Below are 22,925 nucleotides of genomic sequence, written 5' to 3' on the forward strand. Positions count from 1 at the left end.
GCCGACAAAAGCGAACAGCGAAAAAATAAAAATAAAAAGTAGCGCTGAGAAACCTCATTTACTACGTTAAATAGACTATTTTTCGCGATGCGAATTATCAATCTCTTTCTGTAACCAGTATGTAATAATATGAGCAACCGCACATATTTAATTGCTTTCTGTTACATTCGACTGCTGGTGGGGGAAGCAGACCGCCAGAAAGAAAATTGACTTGTTTTCCATAGGCATGAAAATAATTGTCTCCTGTTGACCTGACGCTTATAACATTTAGATTAATAATCATTTATCAGATCAATAATTTTCAGAGAATAATTAATTCGCCTCGCAAAAAAGAGAATCGACTTAGAAATGCAGAGAAAAAACGCCGCAGAACGCGGCGTTGACAAGGTATTTTTACAGCATTCGCCTGTTGGCGCAGTGCTTATTCGCCCGCTTTCGCCCAGGTATCACGCAGGCCTACGGTGCGGTTAAAGACCAGCTTATCGGCCGTTGCATAGCGGCTGTCGAGGCAGAAGTAGCCTTCACGTTCAAACTGGAAAGCTTTTCCTGCTACCGCCGCTTTCAGCGACGGCTCACCATAACCCTGCTTAATCACTAATGATTCGGGGTTGATAACAGACAGGAAGTCCTCCGCGGCGCCTGGATTCGGCACGCTGAACAGACGGTCGTAGAGACGAATTTCAATCGGCAGCGCATGTGCTGCGCTAACCCAGTGGATTACGCCTTTCACTTTACGCCCGTCAGCCGGATCTTTACTCAGCGTATCGGCATCATAGGTACAGAAGATGGTGGTGATATTCCCTTCGGCATCCTTCTCTACGCGCTCCGCTTTAATGACGTAGGCATTACGCAGACGCACTTCTTTGCCCATCACCAGACGCTTGTACTGCTTGTTCGCTTCTTCGCGGAAATCTGCGCGATCGATCCAGATCTCACCGCTAAACGGCACTTCACGGCTGCCCATCTCCGGTTTATTCGGATGGTTAGGCATGGTAACCATTTCGCTCTCGCCCTGCGGGTAGTTTTCGATAACCAGTTTTACCGGATCGATTACCGCCATCGCGCGCGGCGCGTTTTCGTTCAGATCTTCGCGAATGCAGGATTCCAGCGACGCCATCTCAATGGTGTTGTCCTGCTTGGTGACGCCGATGCGTTTGCAGAACTCACGAATAGAAGCTGCGGTATAGCCGCGACGGCGCAGACCGGAAATAGTCGGCATACGCGGATCATCCCAGCCTTCGACGTGTTTGTCGGTCACCAGCAGGTTCAGCTTACGCTTGGACATCACGGTGTATTCCAGATTCAGGCGCGAGAATTCGTACTGGCGCGGGTGAACCGGAATGGTGATGTTGTCCAGCACCCAGTCGTACAGACGACGGTTATCCTGGAACTCCAGCGTACACAGAGAATGAGTAATGCCTTCCAGCGCATCGCTGATGCAGTGAGTAAAGTCGTACATCGGGTAGATGCACCACTTGTTGCCGGTCTGATGATGCTCGGCGAATTTAATGCGATACAGCACCGGATCGCGCATCACGATAAACGGCGACGCCATGTCGATTTTAGCGCGCAGACAGGCTTTACCCTCTTCAAAACCGCCGGTACGCATTTTTTCAAATAGCGCGAGGTTCTCTTCCACGCTGCGATCGCGGAACGGGCTGTTTTTACCCGGCGCGGTCAGCGTACCGCGGTATTCACGGATCTGCTCCGGCGTCAGCTCATCAACGTAGGCCAGGCCTTTATTGATTAGCTCGACCGCATAGGCGTGCAGTTGGTCAAAGTAATCGGAGGAGTAGCGAATATCGCCAGACCAGTGAAAGCCTAACCACTCGACGTCGTTTTTGATCGAATCAACGTACTCGATATCTTCTTTTACCGGGTTGGTGTCATCGAAACGCAGGTTGCACTGGCCCTGATAATCTTGCGCGATGCCAAAGTTCAGGCAGATAGATTTCGCGTGGCCGATGTGCAGATAGCCATTCGGCTCCGGCGGAAAACGGGTATGGACAGTGGTATGTTTACCACTCGCCAGATCTTCATCAATAATCTGACGAATAAAGTTAGTCGGGCGGGCTTCAGCCTCACTCATCGTGGATTCCTCAAAGCGTAAACAACGTATAACGGCATATGATCTTATAAGCCGGACAGACTGACAACCTTTAGTTACTTAAAAAGTGGCTTTGCAGAAAATATTGGGGCTAATTGCGGTAAAAAAAAGCGGCGAAGGTTCCCCTCTGCCGCTTATGTTTTCTGTGATATCGCCGGATGGCGTCTTACGCCTTATCCGGCCAGGAAGCGATTATTTGCTCTTGATCTCGTACAGTGGCGTTTGACCCGCTACCACGTGACCATCCGCTTTGATGACCAGAGCGCTGAAGTCATCGCTGTTGCTGCAAACAACCGGGCTTATCATGGAACGCGCATTGGCATTCAGGAAGTCCAGATCCAGTTCCAGAACCGGCTGACCCGCCGTGACTTCCGCACCCTCTTCTACCAGACGCTTGAAGCCCTGACCGTTCAGCGCGACGGTATCGATACCCATATGGACAACGATCTCCGCGCCTTTTTCGGTTTCCAGACAGAACGCGTGGTTAGTGTTGAAGATTTTCACGATAGTACCCGCCGCCGGAGAAACCACGGTTTTATCGGTGGGTTTCACCGCCACGCCGTCGCCGACCGCTTTGCTGGCGAAAGCTTCATCCGGTACCTGATCCAGCGCCACTACCTCACCGGTAATCGGAGAGACCAGTTCAGCGATAGTCACCGCATTCGGCACCGCCTGGGGTTTGGCCGCCGGAGCAGGTGTCGCAACGTGAGCCGCATCAGCAGATGCTGCCGCGACCGGCCCCCGCGCCACCACTTTCTTCATTTCATCGCCAATCGATTCCGCTTTCGCGCCGACAATAACCTGAATGGTCTGTTTGTTCAGTTTCACCACGCCGGAAGCGCCGAGGCGTTTGCAGGCCGCATCGTTAACGCGAGCAGAGTCATTCACGGTCAGGCGCAGACGGGTAATACACGCATCGATCGCTTTCAGGTTGTCCGTACCGCCAACCGCAGCAATATAGCTGGTCGCCAGTTGCGTTAACCCTTCTTCGGTGTTGCTGTTGGCTTCTTCCGTTACCATCTCATCAACTTTATCTTCGCGGCCCGGCGTTTTCAGGTTAAACATACGAATAACCGCGCTGAACAGCAGGAAGTAGATGATAAAGAATACAACGCCCATCACCAGCAACATCCAGACGTTATTGCTGGCCGCTGGCAGGTTATACATCAGAACATAGTCGATCGCGCCTGCCGAGAAAGAGAAGCCCGCATGGATACCCAGCAGCGTCGCGACGAACAGGCTGATACCGGTCAAAATGGCGTGCAGGAGGTACAGCAGCGGCGCCAGGAACATAAACAGGAATTCCAGCGGCTCGGTTACGCCGGTCAGAAACGCGGTGATCGCGACAGACAGCAGCATACCGCCCACCATCGGACGACGTTCTTTCGGCGCGGCGAAATACATCGCCAGAGCGGCGCCCGGCAGACCAAACATCATGATCGGGAAGAAGCCGGACATAAACATCCCTGCCGTGCCGTCGCCAGCATAGAAGCGGTTGATATCGCCGTGGAATACAGTGCCTGCGGCATTGGTGAATTCGCCAATCTGGAACCAGGCGATGGTGTTCAGTACCTGATGCAGGCCGGTGGGGATCAGCAGACGGTTGATGAAGCCAAAGATACCGGAACCCAGCGCGCCTGCGGAAACGATCCATTCACCGCCCGCATGGATGCCATGCTGTACCGGCGGCCAGACGTAACCGAAAATAGCGGCCAGCACCAGACAGAAAAAGCCCGTTGCGATCGGCACAAAACGTTTTCCACCGAAGAAACTGAGAAAATCAGGCAGTTTGATACCAGACCAGCGATTATAAACCGCGCCGCCGACCAGACCGGTAATAATCCCCGCCAGCACGCCCATGTTGATTTCCGGGTTAATCGTCACCATCGCTTTGGTCATGACGAAGTAACCCACGGCTCCCGCCAGCGCTGCCGCGCCCGCGCTATCTTTAGACCAACTGGAGGCCACGCCGATAGCGAAAACCAGCGCCAGGTTATCGAAAATAGACCCGCCCGCTTGCGCGATAAACGGCATATTCAGCAAATCTGGTTGGCCGAATCGCAGCAACAACGCTGCCACCGGCAACACGGCGATAGGGAGCTGCAACGCCCTACCCAGCCGCTGGAAAAAACCTAAAATATTCATCTTATTCCCCCTACGAGACGCCGATATGGCTTCTTTGAAGCCGTTTTTTATTGTGCTGCAAACGTTAAAAACGTGATGTTCTGTAATCGAACGGTGAGATCATCTTCTGCAGAGTGTGTGAAAAATTAATTCGCCTCGCAAATTAAACGGGTGTTTTTTGTGATTATAATCACTAAATATCGTAATCATCCCCACCATCCACTGGCTAACACGGAAAACTTATTTTATGATTCAAAAAATCAGGACGGATTGAACACGAACCCTGGATATCCAGGTTACGCTTAATACGATCCGCCAAATTTTGACATTGATTATTGAGGTGAAGAATGAGACTGATCCCCCTGAGTACCGCAGAACAGGTTGGCAAATGGGCCGCTCGCCATATCGTTAACCGTATTAATGCGTTCAAACCGACCGCCGATCGTCCGTTTGTCCTTGGGCTGCCTACCGGCGGCACGCCGCTAACGGCGTACAAAGCGCTGGTTGAGATGCACAAAGCGGGCGAGGTCAGCTTTAAGCATGTGGTCACCTTTAATATGGACGAATATGTTGGCCTGCCGAAAGAGCACCCGGAAAGCTACCACAGCTTTATGCATCGTAACTTTTTCGATCACGTTGATATTCCAGCAGAAAACATCAATCTTCTCAACGGTAACGCACCGGATATCGATGCAGAATGCCGTCAATATGAAGAAAAAATTCGTTCTTACGGTAAAATCCATCTGTTTATGGGCGGCGTCGGCAACGACGGTCACATCGCCTTTAACGAACCGGCGTCTTCCCTGGCTTCCCGTACCCGTATCAAAACGTTAACCCATGATACTCGCGTAGCGAACTCCCGCTTCTTTGACGGCGACGTAAACCAGGTGCCGAAATACGCGCTGACGGTAGGCGTAGGCACGCTGCTGGATGCGGAAGAAGTGATGATTCTGGTGCTGGGCCATCAGAAAGCCCAGGCGCTGCAGGCGGCGGTTGAAGGCAACGTCAACCACATGTGGACCATTAGCTGCCTGCAACTCCATCCGAAAGCGGTTGTGGTATGCGATGAGCCGTCCACAATGGAACTTAAAGTTAAAACATTGAAATATTTCAATGAATTAGAAGCAGAAAATATTAAAGGTCTGTAATGTTGTCTCCGCCCCGCCAGTCAATGCGGGGCGGTAAATTTTTGATATCGGGGGTCGGAATGTATGCTTTAACCCAGGGCCGGATCTTTACCGGTCACGAAATTCTTGATGACCATGCGCTTGTTGTCGCTAATGGCCTGATTGACCGCGTTTGTCCGATGGCCGAACTGCCGCCGGGAATAGAACAACGCTCATTGAATGGGGCCATTCTCTCCCCCGGTTTTATTGATGTGCAGCTAAACGGCTGCGGCGGCGTGCAGTTTAACGATACCGCAGAAGCCGTCAGCGTTGAAACGCTGGAAATTATGCAGAAAGCCAATGAAAAATCGGGCTGTACTAACTTTCTGCCAACGCTTATCACTACCAGCGATGAATTGATGAAACAGGGCATTCGCGTCATGCGCGAATACCTGGAAAAACATCCGCACCAGGCGCTGGGTCTCCACCTGGAAGGCCCCTGGCTTAATTTGGTAAAAAAAGGCACCCATAATCCTGATTTCGTGCGTAAACCAGACGCTGCGCTGGTCGATTTCTTGTGCGATAATGCCGACGTCATCACCAAAGTTACACTCGCGCCGGAAATGGTGCCTGCTGACGTAATCGCTAAACTGGCGAATGCGGGCATTGTGGTTTCCGCAGGTCACTCCAACGCGACGTTAAAAGAGGCGAAAGCGGGCTTCCGCGCCGGGATTACCTTTGCGACTCACCTGTTTAATGCGATGCCGTACATTACAGGGCGTGAGCCGGGCCTTGCTGGCGCTGTTCTGGACGAAGCGGATATTTATTGCGGCGTTATCGCCGATGGTCTGCATGTCGACTACGCCAACATTCGCAATGCCAAACGCCTTAAAGGCGACAAACTTTGTCTGGTGACAGACGCCACCGCACCGGCGGGGGCCAATATTGAGCAGTTCATTTTCGCAGGTAAAACAATATACTACCGCAATGGACTGTGTGTGGATGAAAACGGTACGTTGAGCGGTTCGTCCTTAACCATGATTGAAGGCGTACGCAACCTGGTCGCGCATTGCGGCATCGCGCTGGATGAAGTGCTGCGCATGGCAACGCTCTATCCGGCACGCGCTATCGGCGTTGATAAGCATCTCGGTAGCATTGCGCCGGGTAAAGTCGCCAACCTGACCGCGTTCACCCACGATTTTAAAATTATCAAGACCATCGTTAATGGTGACGAGGTCGTTGACTTGAGTAAGTGAGAATATGACACCAGGCGGACAAGCTCAGATAGGTAACGTTGATCTCGTAAAACAGCTTAACAGCGCGGCCGTTTACCGCCTGATTGACCAGCATGGTCCTATCTCGCGCATACAAATTGCCGAGCAAAGCCAGCTTGCTCCCGCCAGCGTAACGAAAATTACGCGTCAACTCATTGAACGCGGGCTGATCAAAGAAGTCGATCAGCAGGCCTCTACCGGAGGCCGCCGCGCTATCTCTATCGTCACGGAAACCCGTAACTTCCACGCTATTGGCGTTCGCCTGGGCCGTCATGACACCACTTTAACGCTCTACGATCTGAGCAGTAAAGTGGTCGCTGAGGAGCATTATCCGCTGCCGGAGCGCACCCAGGAGACGCTGGAACATGCGCTGCTCAACACCATCGCCGTCTTTATTGATAGCTGTCAGCGTAAAATTCGTGAATTGATCGCTATCTCGGTGATCCTGCCAGGGCTTGTCGATCCGGAAAGCGGCGTGATTCGTTACATGCCGCACATTCAGGTTGAAAACTGGGGACTGGTCGAAGCGCTGGAAAAACGGTTTCACGTTACCTGTTTCGTGGGACACGATATCCGTAGCCTGGCGCTGGCGGAACACTACTTCGGCGCCAGTCAGGATTGCGAGGACTCGATTCTGGTGCGCGTTCATCGTGGTACAGGCGCCGGGATTATCTCCAACGGACGCATCTTCATTGGCCGTAACGGCAACGTCGGCGAAATTGGGCATATTCAGGTGGAGCCGTTGGGCGAGCGCTGCCACTGCGGTAATTTCGGCTGTCTGGAAACCATTGCCGCCAATGCGGCGATTGAACAACGGGTGCTGAATTTGCTTAAACAAGGGTATCAAAGCCGTGTTCCGCTTGACGACTGCACGATTAAAACCATCTGTAAGGCGGCAAACCGGGGCGACAGCCTGGCCTCGGAAGTCATTGAGCATGTTGGTCGCCATTTGGGCAAAACGATCGCCATTGCTATCAACCTGTTTAATCCGCAAAAAATCGTCATTGCCGGCGAGATCATTGAAGCCGATAAAGTCCTGTTGCCCGCTATCGAAAGCTGTATCAATACGCAGGCGTTAAAGGCATTTCGCAAAAATTTGCCGGTGGTACGCTCCACGCTGGATCACCGTTCTGCTATCGGCGCATTTGCCTTAGTTAAACGCGCCATGCTCAACGGAACATTGCTGCAACGTTTGCTGGAAAGTTGATGCGCTCTTATAGTATCGGATTATTCACAAATTCCCTGGGTAGTTCATGACCATCAAGAATGTAATCTGCGATATCGACGGCGTGCTGATGCACGACAACGTAGCCGTACCCGGTGCGGCGGAATTTCTGACGGGGATTCTGGAAAAAGGTCTGCCGCTGGTGCTGCTGACCAATTACCCGTCGCAGACCGGCCAGGATCTGGCGAACCGTTTTGCTACCGCTGGCGTTAACGTGCCGGACAGCGTGTTTTATACGTCAGCAATGGCGACAGCCGATTTTCTGCGCCGTCAGGAAGGTAAGAAAGCGTATGTCGTGGGCGAAGGCGCGCTCATTCACGAGCTCTATAAAGCGGGTTTTACTATTACCGATGTGAACCCTGATTTTGTCATCGTTGGAGAGACCCGCTCCTACAACTGGGACATGATGCATAAAGCGGCATTTTTCGTCGCCAATGGCGCGCGCTTTATCGCCACCAACCCGGATACCCACGGTCGCGGCTTTTATCCGGCCTGCGGCGCGCTGTGCGCAGGCATTGAAAAAATTTCCGGCCGGAAGCCGTTTTATGTCGGCAAACCCAGCCCGTGGATCATCCGCGCGGCGTTGAACAAAATGCAGGCGCACTCGGAAGAGACCGTTATTGTCGGCGATAACCTGCGCACCGACATTCTGGCGGGGTTCCAGGCCGGTCTGGAGACCATTCTGGTGCTTTCAGGCGTATCAACAATCAATGATATTGACAGTATGCCGTTCCGCCCAAGCTGGATTTACCCTTCCGTCGCCGAGATCGACGTTATCTAAACCTGTCCCCTGCCTGATGACGCGCCGCTTTCAGGCCTACGGTTCGAACAACATTGTAGGTCTGATAAGCGAAACGCCATCAGGAAAAACATAATTCAATTAAACCACGATAAAACTGAAGATCCATCAATAAATCCGCGCAATACGTAATCATTTTTCACTAATCAACAATGACGATTGCATTTTTCATTTTTCAGACCGTAATCCCCTTGCGCCTTCCACGCCTTTGCGGCATTTTTTAGTCAAGCAAACACAAAAAGTACGACGCAACAGATTAACGGAGAAGGCTATGTGTTCTATTTTCGGCGTATTCGATATCAAAACAGATGCAGCGGAACTGCGTAAAAAAGCCCTTGAGCTGTCACGCCTGATGCGCCATCGCGGCCCGGACTGGTCCGGCATCTACGCTTGCGATAACGCGATTCTCGCACATGAACGCTTGTCGATTGTTGATGTTAACGCCGGCGCCCAGCCCCTGTATAACGCCAGGAAAACCCACGTGCTGGCGGTGAACGGTGAAATTTATAACCATCAGACGTTACGCGCGGAGTATGGCGATCGTTACGCGTTCCAGACAGGCTCCGACTGCGAAGTTATCCTCGCGCTGTATCAGGAAAAAGGGCCGGATTTCCTTGACGATTTACAGGGGATGTTCGCCTTCGCCCTGTATGACAGCGAAAAAGACGCTTATCTGATTGGTCGTGACCATATCGGTATTATTCCGCTCTATATGGGCTATGACGAATTCGGCAACTTCTACGTAGCGTCAGAAATGAAAGCGCTGACCCCGGTCTGCCGCACCATTAAAGAGTTCCCGGCGGGCAGCTACCTGTGGAGCAAAGACGGCGAAATTCGTCAGTACTATCAGCGCGACTGGTTCGATTACGATGCGGTAAAAGACAACGTTACCGACAAAAACGCGCTGCGCCAGGCGCTGGAAGAATCCGTGAAAAGCCACCTGATGTCCGACGTCCCTTACGGCGTGCTGCTCTCCGGCGGTCTGGACTCGTCGATTATCTCGGCAATCACCAAAAAATTCGCCGCCCGTCGCGTCGAAGATCAGGAGCGCTCCGAAGCCTGGTGGCCACAGTTGCACTCTTTTGCGGTCGGTCTGGAAGGTTCGCCTGACCTGAAGGCGGCCCAGGAAGTGGCTAGCCACCTCGGCACCGTGCACCATGAAATTCACTTCACCGTGCAGGAAGGCCTTGATGCCATTCGTGATGTTATCTATCACATTGAAACCTATGACGTGACCACTATCCGCGCCTCAACGCCGATGTATCTGATGTCGCGTAAGATCAAAGCGATGGGCATCAAAATGGTGCTCTCCGGCGAAGGTTCCGATGAGGTGTTTGGCGGCTACCTGTACTTCCATAAAGCGCCGAACGCCAAAGAGTTACATGAAGAGACGGTCCGTAAGCTACAGGCGCTGCATATGTATGACTGCGCCCGCGCCAACAAAGCGATGTCCGCCTGGGGCGTGGAAGCGCGCGTACCGTTCCTGGATAAAAAATTCCTCGACGTGGCGATGCGTATCAACCCACAGGATAAAATGTGCGGTAACGGCAAGATGGAAAAACACGTGCTGCGCGAGTGCTTCGAGTCTTATCTGCCAGCAAGCGTGGCGTGGCGTCAGAAAGAGCAGTTCTCTGACGGCGTAGGCTACAGCTGGATCGATACGCTGAAAGAAGTGGCGGCGAAACAGATTTCCGATCAACAACTGGAAACCGCCCGCTTCCGCTTTCCATACAACACGCCGTCGTCTAAAGAGGCGTATCTGTACCGCGAAATTTTTGAAGAGCTGTTCCCGGTGCCAAGCGCGGCGGAATGCGTACCCGGCGGCCCGTCCGTGGCCTGTTCTTCCGCCAAAGCCATTGAGTGGGATGAAGCATTCAAAACGATGGATGACCCGTCAGGCCGCGCGGTCGGCGTGCATCAGTCGGCGTACCAGTAAATTAACGATGACGAAAGAGCCCTTAGGGGCTCTTTTTTTATAGCAAACCACTTTCGGAAAAACGATTAATAACCAATAATTGCCGAATATTGCGCCACGCTGTTCGCAACCTAACCAAACAGACACTTTCCGACGTTTTTCGATGAAAAAGAGGTTGACGCTTCAAGGCTCAATACGCATAATGCGCCCCGCAACGCCGATAAGGTAACGCGAAAAAAGATGGCTACGTAGCTCAGTTGGTTAGAGCACATCACTCATAATGATGGGGTCACAGGTTCGAATCCCGTCGTAGCCACCATCTTTTTTGCGGGAGTGGCGAAATTGGTAGACGCACCAGATTTAGGTTCTGGCGCCGCAAGGTGTGCGAGTTCAAGTCTCGCCTCCCGCACCATTCACCGATAAGCGTTGTACGGATGGGGTATCGCCAAGCGGTAAGGCACCGGTTTTTGATACCGGCATTCCCTGGTTCGAATCCAGGTACCCCAGCCATATTTCTTCGAGTTTGCGGTTCACCGCGACGGTATTGGGGTATCGCCAAGCGGTAAGGCACCGGTTTTTGATACCGGCATTCCCTGGTTCGAATCCAGGTACCCCAGCCATCGAAGAAATCATCTGGCTACGTAGCTCAGTTGGTTAGAGCACATCACTCATAATGATGGGGTCACAGGTTCGAATCCCGTCGTAGCCACCATATTCAGAACGTGTCGATGTATTCGACCGGTTCGAAAATAATTTGTTGGGGTATCGCCAAGCGGTAAGGCACCGGATTCTGATTCCGGCATTCCGAGGTTCGAATCCTCGTACCCCAGCCAGTTTTAAAGACGCTCTGCTAATGAGCGCAAGAAGTACGACAATTGGGGTATCGCCAAGCGGTAAGGCACCGGATTCTGATTCCGGCATTCCGAGGTTCGAATCCTCGTACCCCAGCCACCTTTAAAAAGCTCGCTTCGGCGAGCTTTTTGCTTTTCTGCGTTTATAAATTCCGAAAGAGGTTTCCCCCTTAATGCCCTGCTATCAGTAAAACGCTATGATAAAGCCTTACAGGGAGCGTTCGGTAACCTCACAATGAATTACCAGTTTTGTTGGTATCTCTTTTTGCGGCCATTAACATTTTTTATGGTCGTCTTGCTCTGCGCTTTCACCTTCATTGATATCACGGCCAGCGCCGCCTGGTTGATTATTTTGGGTCTGGTTTACCCCGTGGCAGTGTCAATGAGGCTACATATACTGCACCAGAAAAAGGCGGTCATGTTGCGCCAGAATAGTGCGGAATGGATAGTGTATCTGCCAGGGATCCCTGTGCAAGAAAAACAAAGCGCGCTGATTAATGTCGCGTTTTCCTCGAAAACGGCGCTGCGCGGATTCTATATTCGCGCCCTGTCCAGCAAAGTCATTCTTCACATCATCACTTTTTATATTCTGTGGTTTGATGTCCAACATGCAACACTGACGTGGTATCGGATTCTCGCCGCATTAATCACTCTGGCGATTCTTGTAAAATCAATGAGTTCCACATTACTGATGCTACATAAAGTAGTACGTTGCCAATACAACGTATGCATAATTGAAATGGCATCACCTTGGTATGAAATTGATTTTAAAGGGAGATTAGGTTTATGTGCTTTATTTGCAGTAAAGTAAGATGTCAATACGCTTACCCGACCTGTAATTGAGCGTTTTTACAAACCGGGTAAGGCATTCAGCGGGTTACAACCCCAACGCATACTTCAGCGCCTGACGTTTTAGCACGCCTGCGCGCTGCGCCGCCATCAGCCCCATATTGCGTAAAATACGCAGCGGCGGCAATTCATTGCTGAACCCGGCATAAAACAGATCCATTCCACTTTGCATCATAAAATTATCTGCCATGCGCCGCGTCTGATAGCGTTTCAACACCGAATGGCTGGCCCAGGACTCGCCACAGCTACGGGCACTCGCCAGCACATCAATCAACGCATCAACATCCCGATACCCCAGGTTGACGCCCTGCCCGGCCAGCGGATGAATGGTATGCGCCGCGTCGCCTACCAGCGCCAGCCCCGGTTGTACATACTGCAACGCGTGACGACGGGTTAGCGGAAACGCGCCCGCCGCGACAGGCATCACCGCCCCCAGACGCGCCGGAAAATGCTGGTTAATTTCCACCTGCAATTGCGTCATCGATAAACCCTGCAGCTGGCGAATACGTGCCGGAGCGTCATACCACACCAGCGACGCCCAATCGTCGAACAGCGGTAAAAAAGCGCGCGGCCCCGTTGGCGTAAACTGCTGCCAGGTGCTGTCGCCTGGCGAATTTTCACACTTGACGGTAATAAGCATACACGACTGCGCATATTGCCAGGCATGAATGCCAATTCCCGCCATTTGCCGAACCTGCGAATTCGCGCCGTCGGCGCCAATCACTAACTTCGGCGTGATACGTTCGCCGTCGGCCAGTTCCAGCGCATAACCATCGCGGCGGCGGTGCAATGCCGCCAGTGAAGCCGGAACGCGCAGCGTCGCGCCGGGGTGCGCTTCCAGCGCCTGCCACAGCGCCTGTTGCAGGACGTTGTTCTCTACCATATAGCCTAACAGCGGCAGCTTGAGTTCAGCGGCGTCGAACACCACATGGGCGTTTTCCCACTCCCAGGTCTCCAGTCGCCGATAAGGATGGCTACGCATCCCCTGCACCGCCTCCCACACGCCCAGCCCCTTGAGCAGCGCCACGGATGCCGCGCTAATGGCCGAAATCCGCACGTCAGGCTGGCTGTCAGCCACAAACGGCGCAGGCGCGGCATGTTCTATTACCATTACCGTAAACCCTTGCTGCGCCAGACCCAGCGCCAGCGCGCCGCCGACCATTCCCCCGCCGACAATGGCAATTTCCGTTGGTTGATTTGTCATGGTCATTCATCCTGTTACGTTTTAGACAAGTTTACAGGATTTTTTACCCATTAGGACTGACGTCAGTCATACTGGTCACAACCGCGCCAAAGCATTACACTATGCGCCCTGCTTTTCAGCCACTATTTCGCAAGAGCAAGTCGATGACTAAAAAACTCCATATTAAAACCTGGGGCTGTCAGATGAACGAGTACGATTCATCGAAGATGGCCGATCTGCTGGACGCCACCCACGGCTATCAACTGACCGACGTGGCGGAAGAGGCGGATGTGCTGCTGTTGAATACCTGCTCAATCCGCGAGAAGGCTCAGGAAAAAGTCTTCCATCAATTAGGTCGCTGGAGACTGTTAAAAGAGAAAAATCCCGATCTGATTATCGGCGTCGGCGGCTGCGTGGCTTCCCAGGAAGGCGAGCACATTCGTCAACGCGCCCATTACGTCGACATTATTTTTGGTCCGCAAACCTTACACCGCCTGCCGGAGATGATTAACTCCGTGCGTGGCGACCGCAGCCCGGTGGTCGATATCAGCTTCCCGGAAATCGAGAAGTTCGATCGTTTGCCGGAACCGCGCGCAGAAGGCCCGACCGCTTTCGTTTCTATCATGGAAGGCTGCAATAAATATTGTACTTACTGCGTGGTGCCGTATACCCGCGGTGAAGAAGTCAGCCGTCCCTCAGACGATATCCTGTTCGAAATCGCCCAGTTAGCGGCGCAGGGCGTGCGTGAGGTCAACCTGCTGGGCCAGAACGTTAACGCCTGGCGCGGAGAAAACTACGACGGCACCACCGGCACCTTTGCCGATCTGCTGCGTCTGGTTGCCGCCATCGACGGCATTGACCGTATTCGCTTTACCACCAGCCATCCGATTGAGTTCACCGACGATATTATCGAGGTGTACCGCGATACGCCGGAGCTGGTCAGTTTCCTGCATCTGCCGGTACAGAGCGGTTCCGATCGCGTGTTGAATCTGATGGGGCGCACCCACACTGCGCTGGAATATAAAGCAATCATCCGTAAACTGCGCGCGGCGCGGCCGGACATTCAGATAAGCTCTGACTTTATCGTCGGTTTCCCAGGCGAAACTACCGATGATTTCGAAAAAACCATGAAGCTTATCGCTGACGTCAACTTTGATATGAGCTACAGCTTTATCTTCTCTGCGCGTCCGGGAACGCCGGCTGCCGATATGGTTGATGACGTACCGGAAGAAGAGAAAAAGCAGCGTCTGTATATTCTGCAAGAGCGTATCAATCAGCAGGCGATGGCATGGAGCCGCCGTATGCTCGGTACGACACAGCGCATTCTGGTGGAAGGCACGTCGCGTAAAAACATTATGGAACTGTCTGGCCGTACCGAAAACAATCGGGTGGTGAACTTTGAAGGCACGCCGGAGATGATTGGTAAGTTTGTCGATGTGGAAATTACTGACGTCTATCCGAACTCCCTGCGCGGAAAAGTGGTGCGTACCGAAGATGAAATGGGTCTGCGCGTCGCCGAAACGCCGGAGTCCGTCATTGCCCGTACCCGTAAAGAAAATGAGCTGGGTGTAGGATTCTACCAGCCTTAATCCTGCAGGAAAGGCAATAATGCCCGATGGCGCTGCGCCTGTCGGGCCTCCTGTTCATGGCCTGTCGCCCGACGGGCCTTGCAATTTTCTCTCTTCATCCCCATCTTCATTGCAATGCTTGCGCCTTTTCCCTATGGCGTGAATAATTTCCTTAGATGCCGGTAAATGTTCAGCGTCCGGCGATACAGATACAAGAGGAACAGTTTGAATATAGACACTCGCGAAATTACCCTTGAGCCCGCAGACAACGCCCGTCTGTTGAGCCTTTGCGGGCCGTTTGATGACAATATTAAACAGCTCGAACGTCGTCTCGGTATTGAAATCAACCGCCGTGACAATCACTTTAAACTGACCGGTCGTCCGATTTGCGTGACCGCGGCGACAGATATTTTGCGAAGTCTGTATGTCGATACCGCACCGATGCGCGGCCAGACTCAGGATATCGAACCGGAACAAATTCATCTGGCGATCAAAGAAGCGCGGGTGCTGGAACAGAGCGCGGAAAGCGTGCCTGACTATGGCAAAGCGATCAATATCAAAACCAAGCGCGGCGTGATTAAACCGCGTACCCCGAACCAAGCGCAGTACATCGCCAATATTCTCGATCATGATATTACCTTTGGCGTCGGCCCGGCGGGTACCGGTAAAACTTATCTTGCGGTCGCCGCTGCGGTAGACGCCCTGGAGCGCCAGGAGATTCGCCGTATTCTGCTGACCCGTCCGGCGGTGGAAGCGGGCGAAAAACTGGGCTTCCTGCCAGGCGATTTAAGTCAGAAAGTGGACCCGTACCTGCGTCCGCTGTATGACGCGCTGTTCGAAATGCTCGGCTTTGAAAAAGTCGAGAAGCTGATTGAGCGCAATGTGATTGAAGTCGCGCCGCTGGCCTATATGCGCGGACGCACATTAAACGACGCCTTTATCATTCTGGATGAAAGCCAGAACACCACTATCGAACAGATGAAGATGTTCCTGACGCGTATCGGCTTTAACTCGAAAGCGGTGATCACCGGCGACGTGACGCAGATTGACCTGCCACGCAACACCAAATCCGGCTTGCGTCATGCTATTGAAGTGCTGGCGGAAGTCGATGAAATCAGCTTTAACTTCTTCCACAGCGAAGACGTGGTGCGCCATCCGGTCGTTGCCCGCATTGTTAACGCCTATGAAGCCTGGGAAGAGGCAGAACAAAAACGCAAAGCGGCGTTGGCGGCAGAGCGTAAGCGTGAAGCCCAGGAGCAGGAACAGAAATGAGCCAGGTGATCCTCGATTTACAGTTGGCCTGTGAAAACCACGCGGGCCTGCCGGATGAAGCTCAGTTTCAACGCTGGCTGGACGGCGTTATTCCGCAGTTTCAGGAAGAGGCGGAAGTCACAATCCGTCTGGTGGATGAGGCCGAAAGCCACGACCTTAATTTGACGTACCGCGGGAAAGATAAACCCACTAATGTTCTCTCCTTCCCGTTTGAAGCGCCCCCCGGCATTGAAATGCCGCTACTGGGCGATCTGATTATTTGCCGTCAGGTCGTGGAGCAGGAAGCGCAGGAACAGAGCAAGCCGCTGGAGGCGCACTGGGCGCACATGGTCGTGCACGGTAGCCTGCATTTGCTGGGTTACGATCATATCGACGATGACGAAGCGGAAGAGATGGAGTCTCTCGAAACGGAGATTATGCTTGCTATGGGCTATGAGGATCCGTACATTGCCGAGAAGATTGCAGAATAGTAGCTTGCCGGATGGCGGCGCTTGCGCCTTATCCGGCCTACATTCATGCCTTTTGTAGCCCTGATAAGCGTAGCGCCATCAGGCAAAACATGCCGTCACAGCTGAGTATACGCATGACGAGCTTTGTATTAACTAACATGAGAACCCATACGACGCCATGAGCGACGACAATTCACACAGTAGTGACACAGTAAACAGTAAAAAGGGATTTTTTTCCCTGCTACTCAGCCAGCTTTTCCACGGTGAACCTAAAAACCGCGATGAGTTGCTGGCGCTGATCCGTGATTCCGGGCAGAACGAGCTTATCGATGAAGATACGCGCGATATGCTCGAAGGCGTAATGGACATCGCCGACCAGCGCGTTCGCGATATTATGATCCCGCGCTCCCAGATGATTACCCTGAAACGCAACCAGACGCTGGACGAATGTCTCGATGTTATCATCGAGTCCGCCCACTCGCGTTTTCCGGTGATCAGCGAAGATAAAGATCACATTGAAGGGATTCTGATGGCCAAAGATTTGCTGCCGTTTATGCGCAGCGATGCCGAAGCCTTCAGCATGGACAAAGTGTTACGCACCGCGGTTGTCGTACCGGAAAGCAAACGGGTTGACCGTATGCTCAAGGAATTCCGCTCCCAGCGCTACCATATGGCCATCGTTATCGATGAGTTTGGCGGCGTTTCCGGCCTGGTAACTATCGAAGACATCCTCGAACTGATTGTCGGTGAAATTGAAGATGAGTATGACGAAGAAGACGATATCGACTTCCGTCAGCTTAGCCGCCATACCTGGACGATTCGCGCGCTGGCGTCGATTGAAGACTTCAATGACGCTTTCGGCACCCACTTCAGCGATGAAGAAGTTGATACCATCGGCGGACTGGTGATGCAGGCGTTCGGCCATTTACCGGCCCGCGGCGAAACCATTGACATTGATGGTTACCAGTTCAAAGTGGCGATGGCCGATAGTCGTCGTATTATTCAGGTGCATGTCAGGATCCCGGATGACTCGCCCCAGCCAAAACTGGACGAATAACAGCAATAGTGGACTAAAAATGGCATTTGCCTCGTTAATTGAACGCCAGCGTATTCGCCTGCTGCTGGCGTTATTATTCGGCGCCTGCGGAACACTGGCTTTCTCTCCGTATGACGTCTGGCCCGCAGCGATAGTGTCGCTTATCGGGCTGCAGGCCTTAACGTTTAATCGCCGCCCGCTCCAGTCTGCCGCCATCGGCTATTGCTGGGGACTCGGACTTTTCGGTAGCGGGATTAACTGGGTTTATGTCAGTATCGCGCAGTTTGGCGGCATGCCGGGTCCGGTTAACGTTTTTCTGGTGGTGCTGCTTGCAGCTTATCTCTCGCTGTATACCGGACTGTTTGCCGGGATTTTGTCGCGCCTGTGGCCAAAAACCAACTGGCTGCGCGTCGCTATCGCCGCGCCTGCAGTATGGCAAATCACCGAATTTTTACGCGGCTGGGTGCTGACCGGCTTCCCCTGGCTGCAATTTGGCTATAGTCAGGTCGATGGCCCGCTAAAAGGCCTGGCGCCGGTAATGGGCGTCGAAGCGATCAACTTCCTGCTGATGATGGTCAGCGGCCTGTTAGCGCTGGCACTGGCGACGCGGAACTGGCGTCCGCTGGCTGTCGCCGTGATTCTGTTTGCTTTGCCCTTTCCGCTACGTTATATCCAGTGGTTTACGCTGGAACCGGCCAAAGCGACCCAGGTATCGCTGGTGCAGGGCGATATCCCGCAGTCGCTGAAGTGGGACGAAAACCAGCTACTGAATACGCTAAAAATTTATCTCAACGAAACCCGCCCAGAGTTAGGCAAATCACAGATTATTATCTGGCCTGAGTCGGCGATTCCGGATCTCGAAATCAATCAGCAGCCTTTCCTTCGTTCGCTGGACGAGATGTTACGCGAAAAAAATAGCACGCTGATCACCGGTATTGTCGATGCGCGTCTCAATAAACAGAATCGATACGACACCTACAATACGATTATTACGTTGGGCAAGGATAATCCATACAGTTATGACTCGCCCAATCGCTACAATAAAAATCACCTTGTACCCTTTGGCGAGTTCGTTCCGCTGGAATCTATCCTGCGTCCGCTGGCGCCGTTCTTCGATCTGCCCATGTCCTCCTTTAGCCGCGGCCCTTATATCCAGCCGCAGTTACATGCGCACGACTATAAGCTGACGGCGGCAATCTGTTATGAAATTATTCTTGGCGAACAGGTGCGGGATAACTTCCGCCCGGACACCGACTATCTGCTGACGATTTCTAACGACGCCTGGTTTGGTAAGTCCATTGGCCCGTGGCAACATTTCCAGATGGCGCGGATGCGTTCGCTGGAACTGGCGCGTCCGTTGCTGCGCAGTACTAATAACGGTATTACGGCGGTGATTGGCCCGCAGGGCGAAATTCAGGCGATGATCCCGCAGTTCACACGCCAGGTACTGACCACCAATGTCACGCCAACCACGGGGTTAACTCCCTATGCTCGTACCGGCAACTGGCCGCTATGGGTACTGACCGCGCTGTTTGCTTTTGGCGCGGTAGTGATGAGCCTGAGACAACGACGGAAATAATCTCTCCCCAGGCCGGATAGCGCTTCATTTATCCGGCCTGAAAATTCTCCTTTATCCCCCATTCTGGCACGTCTATTGCTTTGTTAAACATGGCAAACCTGTTCTGGCTGCTTGTGCAACCTGGTCGCACCAAAATCGATCATCGGTAGCACCTGAACGGTGCAATGTAGGATTTTTGCCTCTGAACGGTGCGGCGCACTTCGCAAAAATAAACAATATCGCAGCAAAATATTTACAACAAGCCACACTAAATGTTAACAAACACACATAACACTGCACGCGCAAGTTGCAGGCAATAACAACATCACAATAGCTATCAATGCGTCGACGGCGCAGATGATAAAGGAGTTGGATATGCAATTACGTAAGCTAACCACAGCAATGCTGGTCATGGGACTGTCTGCGGGCCTTGCGCACGCAGAAGATGGCGCGCCTGCCGCTGGTAGCACCCTGGACAAGATCGCTAAAAATGGCGTGATCGTCGTCGGGCATCGCGAATCTTCTGTGCCCTTTTCTTATTACGACAACCAGCAGAAAGTGGTCGGCTATTCCCAGGACTACTCCAACGCCATTGTGGAAGCGGTAAAAAAGAAACTTAACAAGCCCGATCTGCAGGTGAAGCTGATCCCGATCACCTCGCAAAACCGTATTCCACTATTGCAAAACGGAACCTTCGATTTTGAATGTGGTTCAACGACTAACAACCTTGAGCGCCAGAAACAGGCCGCCTTCTCCGATACGATTTTCGTCGTCGGGACGCGACTGCTGACTAAAAAAGGCGGCGATATTAAAGATTTCCCGGATCTGAAAGGCAAAGCGGTCGTCGTCACCTCCGGGACGACCTCTGAAATTCTGCTGCATAAGCTTAACGAAGAGCAAAAGATGGGAATGCGTATTATTAGCGCGAAAGACCACGGTGACTCGTTCCGCACCCTGGAAAGCGGTCGCGCCGTCGCCTTTATGATGGATGACGCGCTGCTGGCCGGCGAGCGCGCCAAAGCCAAGAAACCGGATAACTGGGAGATTGTCGGTAAACCGCAGTCCCAGGAAGCCTACGGCTGTATGCTGCGTAAAAACGACCCTGAGTTTAAAAAGCTGATGGACGATACCATCGCCCAGGCGCAAACCTCCGGCGAAGCGGAAAAGTGGTTTGATAAGTGGTTTAAAAATCCGATCCCACCGAAAAACCTGAACATGAATTTCGAGTTGTCTGACGAGATGAAAGCCCTGTTCAAAGCACCGAATGATAAAGCGCTTAACTAACTAAAACTAAATGGGACGGGACTCCTGTCCTCTCGATTGTCGCTCAGCACGGACAGACTATAAGCCTGATGGTCGTTCCCCATCGGGCCTGAAGCCGCAAATCGCCGGGCAACAATCTTCGAGGGTAGCGCTGCTACCCTTTTTTTTCGGAGTAGATGTATGTCAATAGACTGGAACTGGGGTATTTTTTTACAGGAAGCCCCCTTCGGCAATACCACCTATCTCGGCTGGCTATGGAGTGGTTTTCAGGTCACCGTAGCCCTTTCGATTACCGCCTGGATTATCGCTTTCCTGGTAGGATCTATTTTCGGCATTTTACGTACCGTTCCCAACCGTTTCCTCTCCGGACTGGGCACATTGTACGTAGAACTGTTCCGTAACGTGCCGCTGATCGTGCAATTCTTCACCTGGTACCTGGTGGTGCCTGAACTGTTGCCGGAAGATCTTGGCATGTGGTTTAAGGCGGAACTCGATCCCAATATTCAGTTTTTCCTCTCCTCAATGATCTGTCTGGGACTGTTTACCGCCGCCCGTGTTTGCGAACAGGTACGCGCTGCGATTCAGTCTTTGCCTCGCGGGCAGAAGAACGCGGCGCTGGCGATGGGGCTAACGCTGCCGCAGGCTTATCGCTATGTCCTGCTGCCGAATGCCTATCGCGTTATCGTGCCGCCAATGACGTCAGAGATGATGAACCTGGTGAAAAACTCGGCCATCGCGTCAACCATCGGTCTGGTGGATATGGCAGCGCAGGCAGGCAAACTGTTGGATTACTCGGCGCACGCCTGGGAATCCTTCACCGCCATTACGCTGGCCTATGTGCTGATTAACGCCGTTATCATGCTGGTCATGAGCCTGGTTGAACGCAAAGTCCGCCTGCCGGGCAACGTGGGGAGCAAATAATGTACGAATTTGACTGGAGTTCGATTATCCCCTCACTGCCTTACCTGCTGGCCGGGTTGGTCATCACGCTGAAGATCACCGTCACCGCCGTTGTCGTGGGGATAGTCTGGGGAACCATTCTGGCCGTCATGCGCCTCTCAAGCTTTGCCCCTATCGCCTGGTTTGCTAAAGCGTATGTTAACGTTTTCCGTTCCATCCCGTTGGTGATGGTCTTGCTGTGGTTCTATCTGATTGTACCCGGCTTTCTGCAAAACGTGCTGGGACTATCGCCGAAAACCGATATCCGCCTGATCTCCGCGATGGTGGCATTCTCTATGTTTGAAGCGGCCTACTATTCCGAGATTATTCGCGCCGGTATTCAAAGTATTTCCCGCGGGCAGTCCAGCGCCGCGCTGGCGCTGGGGATGACCCACTGGCAGTCGATGAAGCTCATTATTCTGCCGCAGGCGTTTCGGGCGATGGTGCCGCTGTTGCTTACGCAGGGCATCGTGCTATTTCAGGACACCTCTTTAGTTTATGTACTCAGCCTGGCGGACTTCTTCCGCACCGCGTCGACTATCGGCGAGCGTGACGGAACTCAGGTCGAAATGATTCTGTTCGCCGGCGCCGTTTATTTTGTTATCAGCCTGAGCGCGTCGTTGCTGGTCAGCTATTTGAAGAAAAGGACAGTTTAATGATTACCCTGAAAAATGTTTCAAAATGGTATGGTCACTTTCAGGTGCTGACCGATTGTTCAACAGAAGTGAAAAAAGGTGAGGTGGTGGTAGTCTGCGGGCCATCGGGTTCCGGTAAATCCACGCTGATTAAGACCGTCAATGGTCTGGAACCGGTGCAAAAAGGCGAAATTACCGTTAACGGCATTATTGTGAACGACAAAAAAACCGATCTGGCGAAACTGCGTTCCCGCGTGGGCATGGTATTCCAGCACTTCGAGCTGTTTCCCCACCTGTCGATCATCGAAAACCTGACGCTGGCGCAGGTGAAAGTACTGAAACGCGATAAGGCCGCCGCCCGCGATAAAGGCCTGAAGCTGCTGGAGCGCGTTGGCCTGTCTGCGCATGCCAACAAGTTCCCGGCGCAGCTTTCCGGCGGTCAGCAGCAGCGTGTCGCCATCGCCCGTGCGCTGTGCATGGACCCCATTGCCATGTTATTCGATGAACCGACTTCCGCGCTCGATCCGGAAATGATCAACGAGGTGCTGGACGTGATGGTCGAGCTGGCGAACGAAGGGATGACCATGATGGTGGTGACGCACGAAATGGGCTTTGCCCGTAAAGTGGCTAACCGGGTGATCTTTATGGATGAAGGTAAAATCGTCGAAGATTCGCCAAAAGAGGAGTTCTTCGCTAACCCCAGTTCCGATCGCGCAAAAGACTTCCTTGCAAAAATCCTGCACTAATCTTCCCGGCGCGCACGTCAGAGTGC

General features: G+C 52.8%; 18 protein-coding genes and 7 tRNA genes. 22 read left to right on the top strand and 3 right to left on the bottom strand.

Features of this window, described 5'->3' with window-relative positions:
• Window positions 1-421: 421 nt before the first annotated feature.
• Both glnS and nagE read right to left on the bottom strand, forming a co-directional pair.
• A complete protein-coding gene (gene glnS, locus ACLJQD_RS16855) occupies window positions 422-2,089 on the bottom strand; it encodes a glutamine--tRNA ligase (protein ID WP_001287181.1) in 1,668 nt (555 codons plus the stop codon).
• Between the two features lie 210 nt (window positions 2,090-2,299).
• The gene (gene nagE / locus ACLJQD_RS16860; protein WP_001023069.1) at window positions 2,300-4,252 is read right to left on the bottom strand and encodes a PTS N-acetyl glucosamine transporter subunit IIABC; all 1,953 of its coding nucleotides are present in this window, start codon (window positions 4,250-4,252) and stop codon (window positions 2,300-2,302) included.
• 326 nt (window positions 4,253-4,578) lie between these two features.
• On the opposite strand from nagE, the gene nagB reads away from it, so the two are divergent.
• The 13 genes from nagB to ACLJQD_RS16925 all read left to right on the top strand — a co-directional run bounded on the left by nagB (window position 4,579) and on the right by ACLJQD_RS16925 (window position 12,212).
• On the top strand, window positions 4,579-5,379 hold the full coding sequence (nagB, locus tag ACLJQD_RS16865; protein ID WP_001237059.1) for a glucosamine-6-phosphate deaminase: 801 nt from the start codon (window positions 4,579-4,581) through the stop codon (window positions 5,377-5,379).
• A 59-nt stretch (window positions 5,380-5,438) separates the two neighbouring features.
• Window positions 5,439-6,593 carry an N-acetylglucosamine-6-phosphate deacetylase gene (gene nagA, locus ACLJQD_RS16870; protein ID WP_000271186.1) on the top strand — a complete coding sequence of 385 codons (1,155 nt, stop codon included), beginning with the start codon at window positions 5,439-5,441 and terminating at the stop codon, window positions 6,591-6,593.
• A 4-nt stretch (window positions 6,594-6,597) separates the two neighbouring features.
• Window positions 6,598-7,818 (top strand): DNA-binding transcriptional regulator NagC, encoded by a 1,221-nt coding sequence (nagC, locus tag ACLJQD_RS16875; RefSeq protein WP_000187578.1) that lies wholly within the window; start codon window positions 6,598-6,600, stop codon window positions 7,816-7,818.
• Between the two features lie 46 nt (window positions 7,819-7,864).
• On the top strand, window positions 7,865-8,617 hold the full coding sequence (gene nagD, locus ACLJQD_RS16880; protein WP_000153143.1) for a ribonucleotide monophosphatase NagD: 753 nt from the start codon (window positions 7,865-7,867) through the stop codon (window positions 8,615-8,617).
• A 289-nt stretch (window positions 8,618-8,906) separates the two neighbouring features.
• Window positions 8,907-10,571: an asparagine synthase B gene (asnB, locus tag ACLJQD_RS16885; RefSeq protein WP_017441671.1), complete on the top strand. Its 1,665-nt coding sequence runs from the start codon at window positions 8,907-8,909 to the stop codon at window positions 10,569-10,571.
• Window positions 10,572-10,792: 221 nt separating this feature from the next.
• Window positions 10,793-10,869, top strand: a tRNA-Met gene (locus ACLJQD_RS16890).
• An 8-nt stretch (window positions 10,870-10,877) separates the two neighbouring features.
• A tRNA-Leu gene (locus ACLJQD_RS16895) sits at window positions 10,878-10,962 on the top strand.
• A 23-nt stretch (window positions 10,963-10,985) separates the two neighbouring features.
• Window positions 10,986-11,060, top strand: a tRNA-Gln gene (locus tag ACLJQD_RS16900).
• A 35-nt stretch (window positions 11,061-11,095) separates the two neighbouring features.
• Window positions 11,096-11,170 (top strand) — tRNA-Gln (locus ACLJQD_RS16905).
• A 15-nt stretch (window positions 11,171-11,185) separates the two neighbouring features.
• Window positions 11,186-11,262, top strand: a tRNA-Met gene (locus ACLJQD_RS16910).
• Between the two features lie 46 nt (window positions 11,263-11,308).
• Window positions 11,309-11,383, top strand: a tRNA-Gln gene (locus tag ACLJQD_RS16915).
• Window positions 11,384-11,426: 43 nt separating this feature from the next.
• Window positions 11,427-11,501 (top strand) — tRNA-Gln (locus ACLJQD_RS16920).
• Window positions 11,502-11,636: 135 nt separating this feature from the next.
• Window positions 11,637-12,212 carry a hypothetical protein gene (locus ACLJQD_RS16925; protein WP_017441670.1) on the top strand — a complete coding sequence of 192 codons (576 nt, stop codon included), beginning with the start codon at window positions 11,637-11,639 and terminating at the stop codon, window positions 12,210-12,212.
• 66 nt (window positions 12,213-12,278) lie between these two features.
• On the opposite strand, the gene ubiF is transcribed toward ACLJQD_RS16925, so the two are convergent.
• Window positions 12,279-13,454: a 3-demethoxyubiquinol 3-hydroxylase gene (gene ubiF / locus ACLJQD_RS16930; protein ID WP_017441669.1), complete on the bottom strand. Its 1,176-nt coding sequence runs from the start codon at window positions 13,452-13,454 to the stop codon at window positions 12,279-12,281.
• 143 nt (window positions 13,455-13,597) lie between these two features.
• On the opposite strand from ubiF, the gene miaB reads away from it, so the two are divergent.
• From miaB to gltL, 9 genes are all read left to right on the top strand, one after another.
• Entirely contained in the window at window positions 13,598-15,022 is a 1,425-nt protein-coding gene (miaB, locus tag ACLJQD_RS16935; protein WP_001519200.1) for a tRNA (N6-isopentenyl adenosine(37)-C2)-methylthiotransferase MiaB, read from the top strand.
• Window positions 15,023-15,226: 204 nt separating this feature from the next.
• A complete protein-coding gene (locus ACLJQD_RS16940; RefSeq protein WP_001018045.1) occupies window positions 15,227-16,273 on the top strand; it encodes a PhoH family protein in 1,047 nt (348 codons plus the stop codon).
• A complete protein-coding gene (gene ybeY, locus ACLJQD_RS16945; protein WP_000084477.1) occupies window positions 16,270-16,743 on the top strand; it encodes an rRNA maturation RNase YbeY in 474 nt (157 codons plus the stop codon). The genes ACLJQD_RS16940 and ybeY overlap by 4 nt, the downstream gene beginning before the upstream one ends.
• Window positions 16,744-16,900: 157 nt before the next feature.
• Entirely contained in the window at window positions 16,901-17,779 is an 879-nt protein-coding gene (gene corC, locus ACLJQD_RS16950) for a CNNM family magnesium/cobalt transport protein CorC (RefSeq protein WP_001278615.1), read from the top strand.
• A 19-nt stretch (window positions 17,780-17,798) separates the two neighbouring features.
• Entirely contained in the window at window positions 17,799-19,337 is a 1,539-nt protein-coding gene (lnt, locus tag ACLJQD_RS16955) for an apolipoprotein N-acyltransferase (protein ID WP_000853075.1), read from the top strand.
• Between the two features lie 354 nt (window positions 19,338-19,691).
• A complete protein-coding gene (locus ACLJQD_RS16960) occupies window positions 19,692-20,600 on the top strand; it encodes an amino acid ABC transporter substrate-binding protein (RefSeq protein ID WP_001518176.1) in 909 nt (302 codons plus the stop codon).
• Between the two features lie 159 nt (window positions 20,601-20,759).
• Window positions 20,760-21,500, top strand: coding sequence for a glutamate/aspartate ABC transporter permease GltJ (gene gltJ / locus ACLJQD_RS16965; protein ID WP_000020930.1), 741 nt, complete (start codon window positions 20,760-20,762; stop codon window positions 21,498-21,500).
• Window positions 21,500-22,174 (top strand): glutamate/aspartate ABC transporter permease GltK, encoded by a 675-nt coding sequence (gene gltK, locus ACLJQD_RS16970; protein ID WP_000272799.1) that lies wholly within the window; start codon window positions 21,500-21,502, stop codon window positions 22,172-22,174. Before gltJ ends, gltK begins: the two co-directional genes overlap by 1 nt.
• A complete protein-coding gene (gene gltL / locus ACLJQD_RS16975; RefSeq protein WP_000631369.1) occupies window positions 22,174-22,899 on the top strand; it encodes a glutamate/aspartate ABC transporter ATP-binding protein GltL in 726 nt (241 codons plus the stop codon). Before gltK ends, gltL begins: the two co-directional genes overlap by 1 nt.
• The last annotated feature ends 26 nt before the right edge of the window (window positions 22,900-22,925 follow it).

The organism is Salmonella sp. SAL04214 (genome assembly GCF_046550615.1).
GTDB lineage: Bacteria > Pseudomonadota > Gammaproteobacteria > Enterobacterales > Enterobacteriaceae > Salmonella > Salmonella enterica.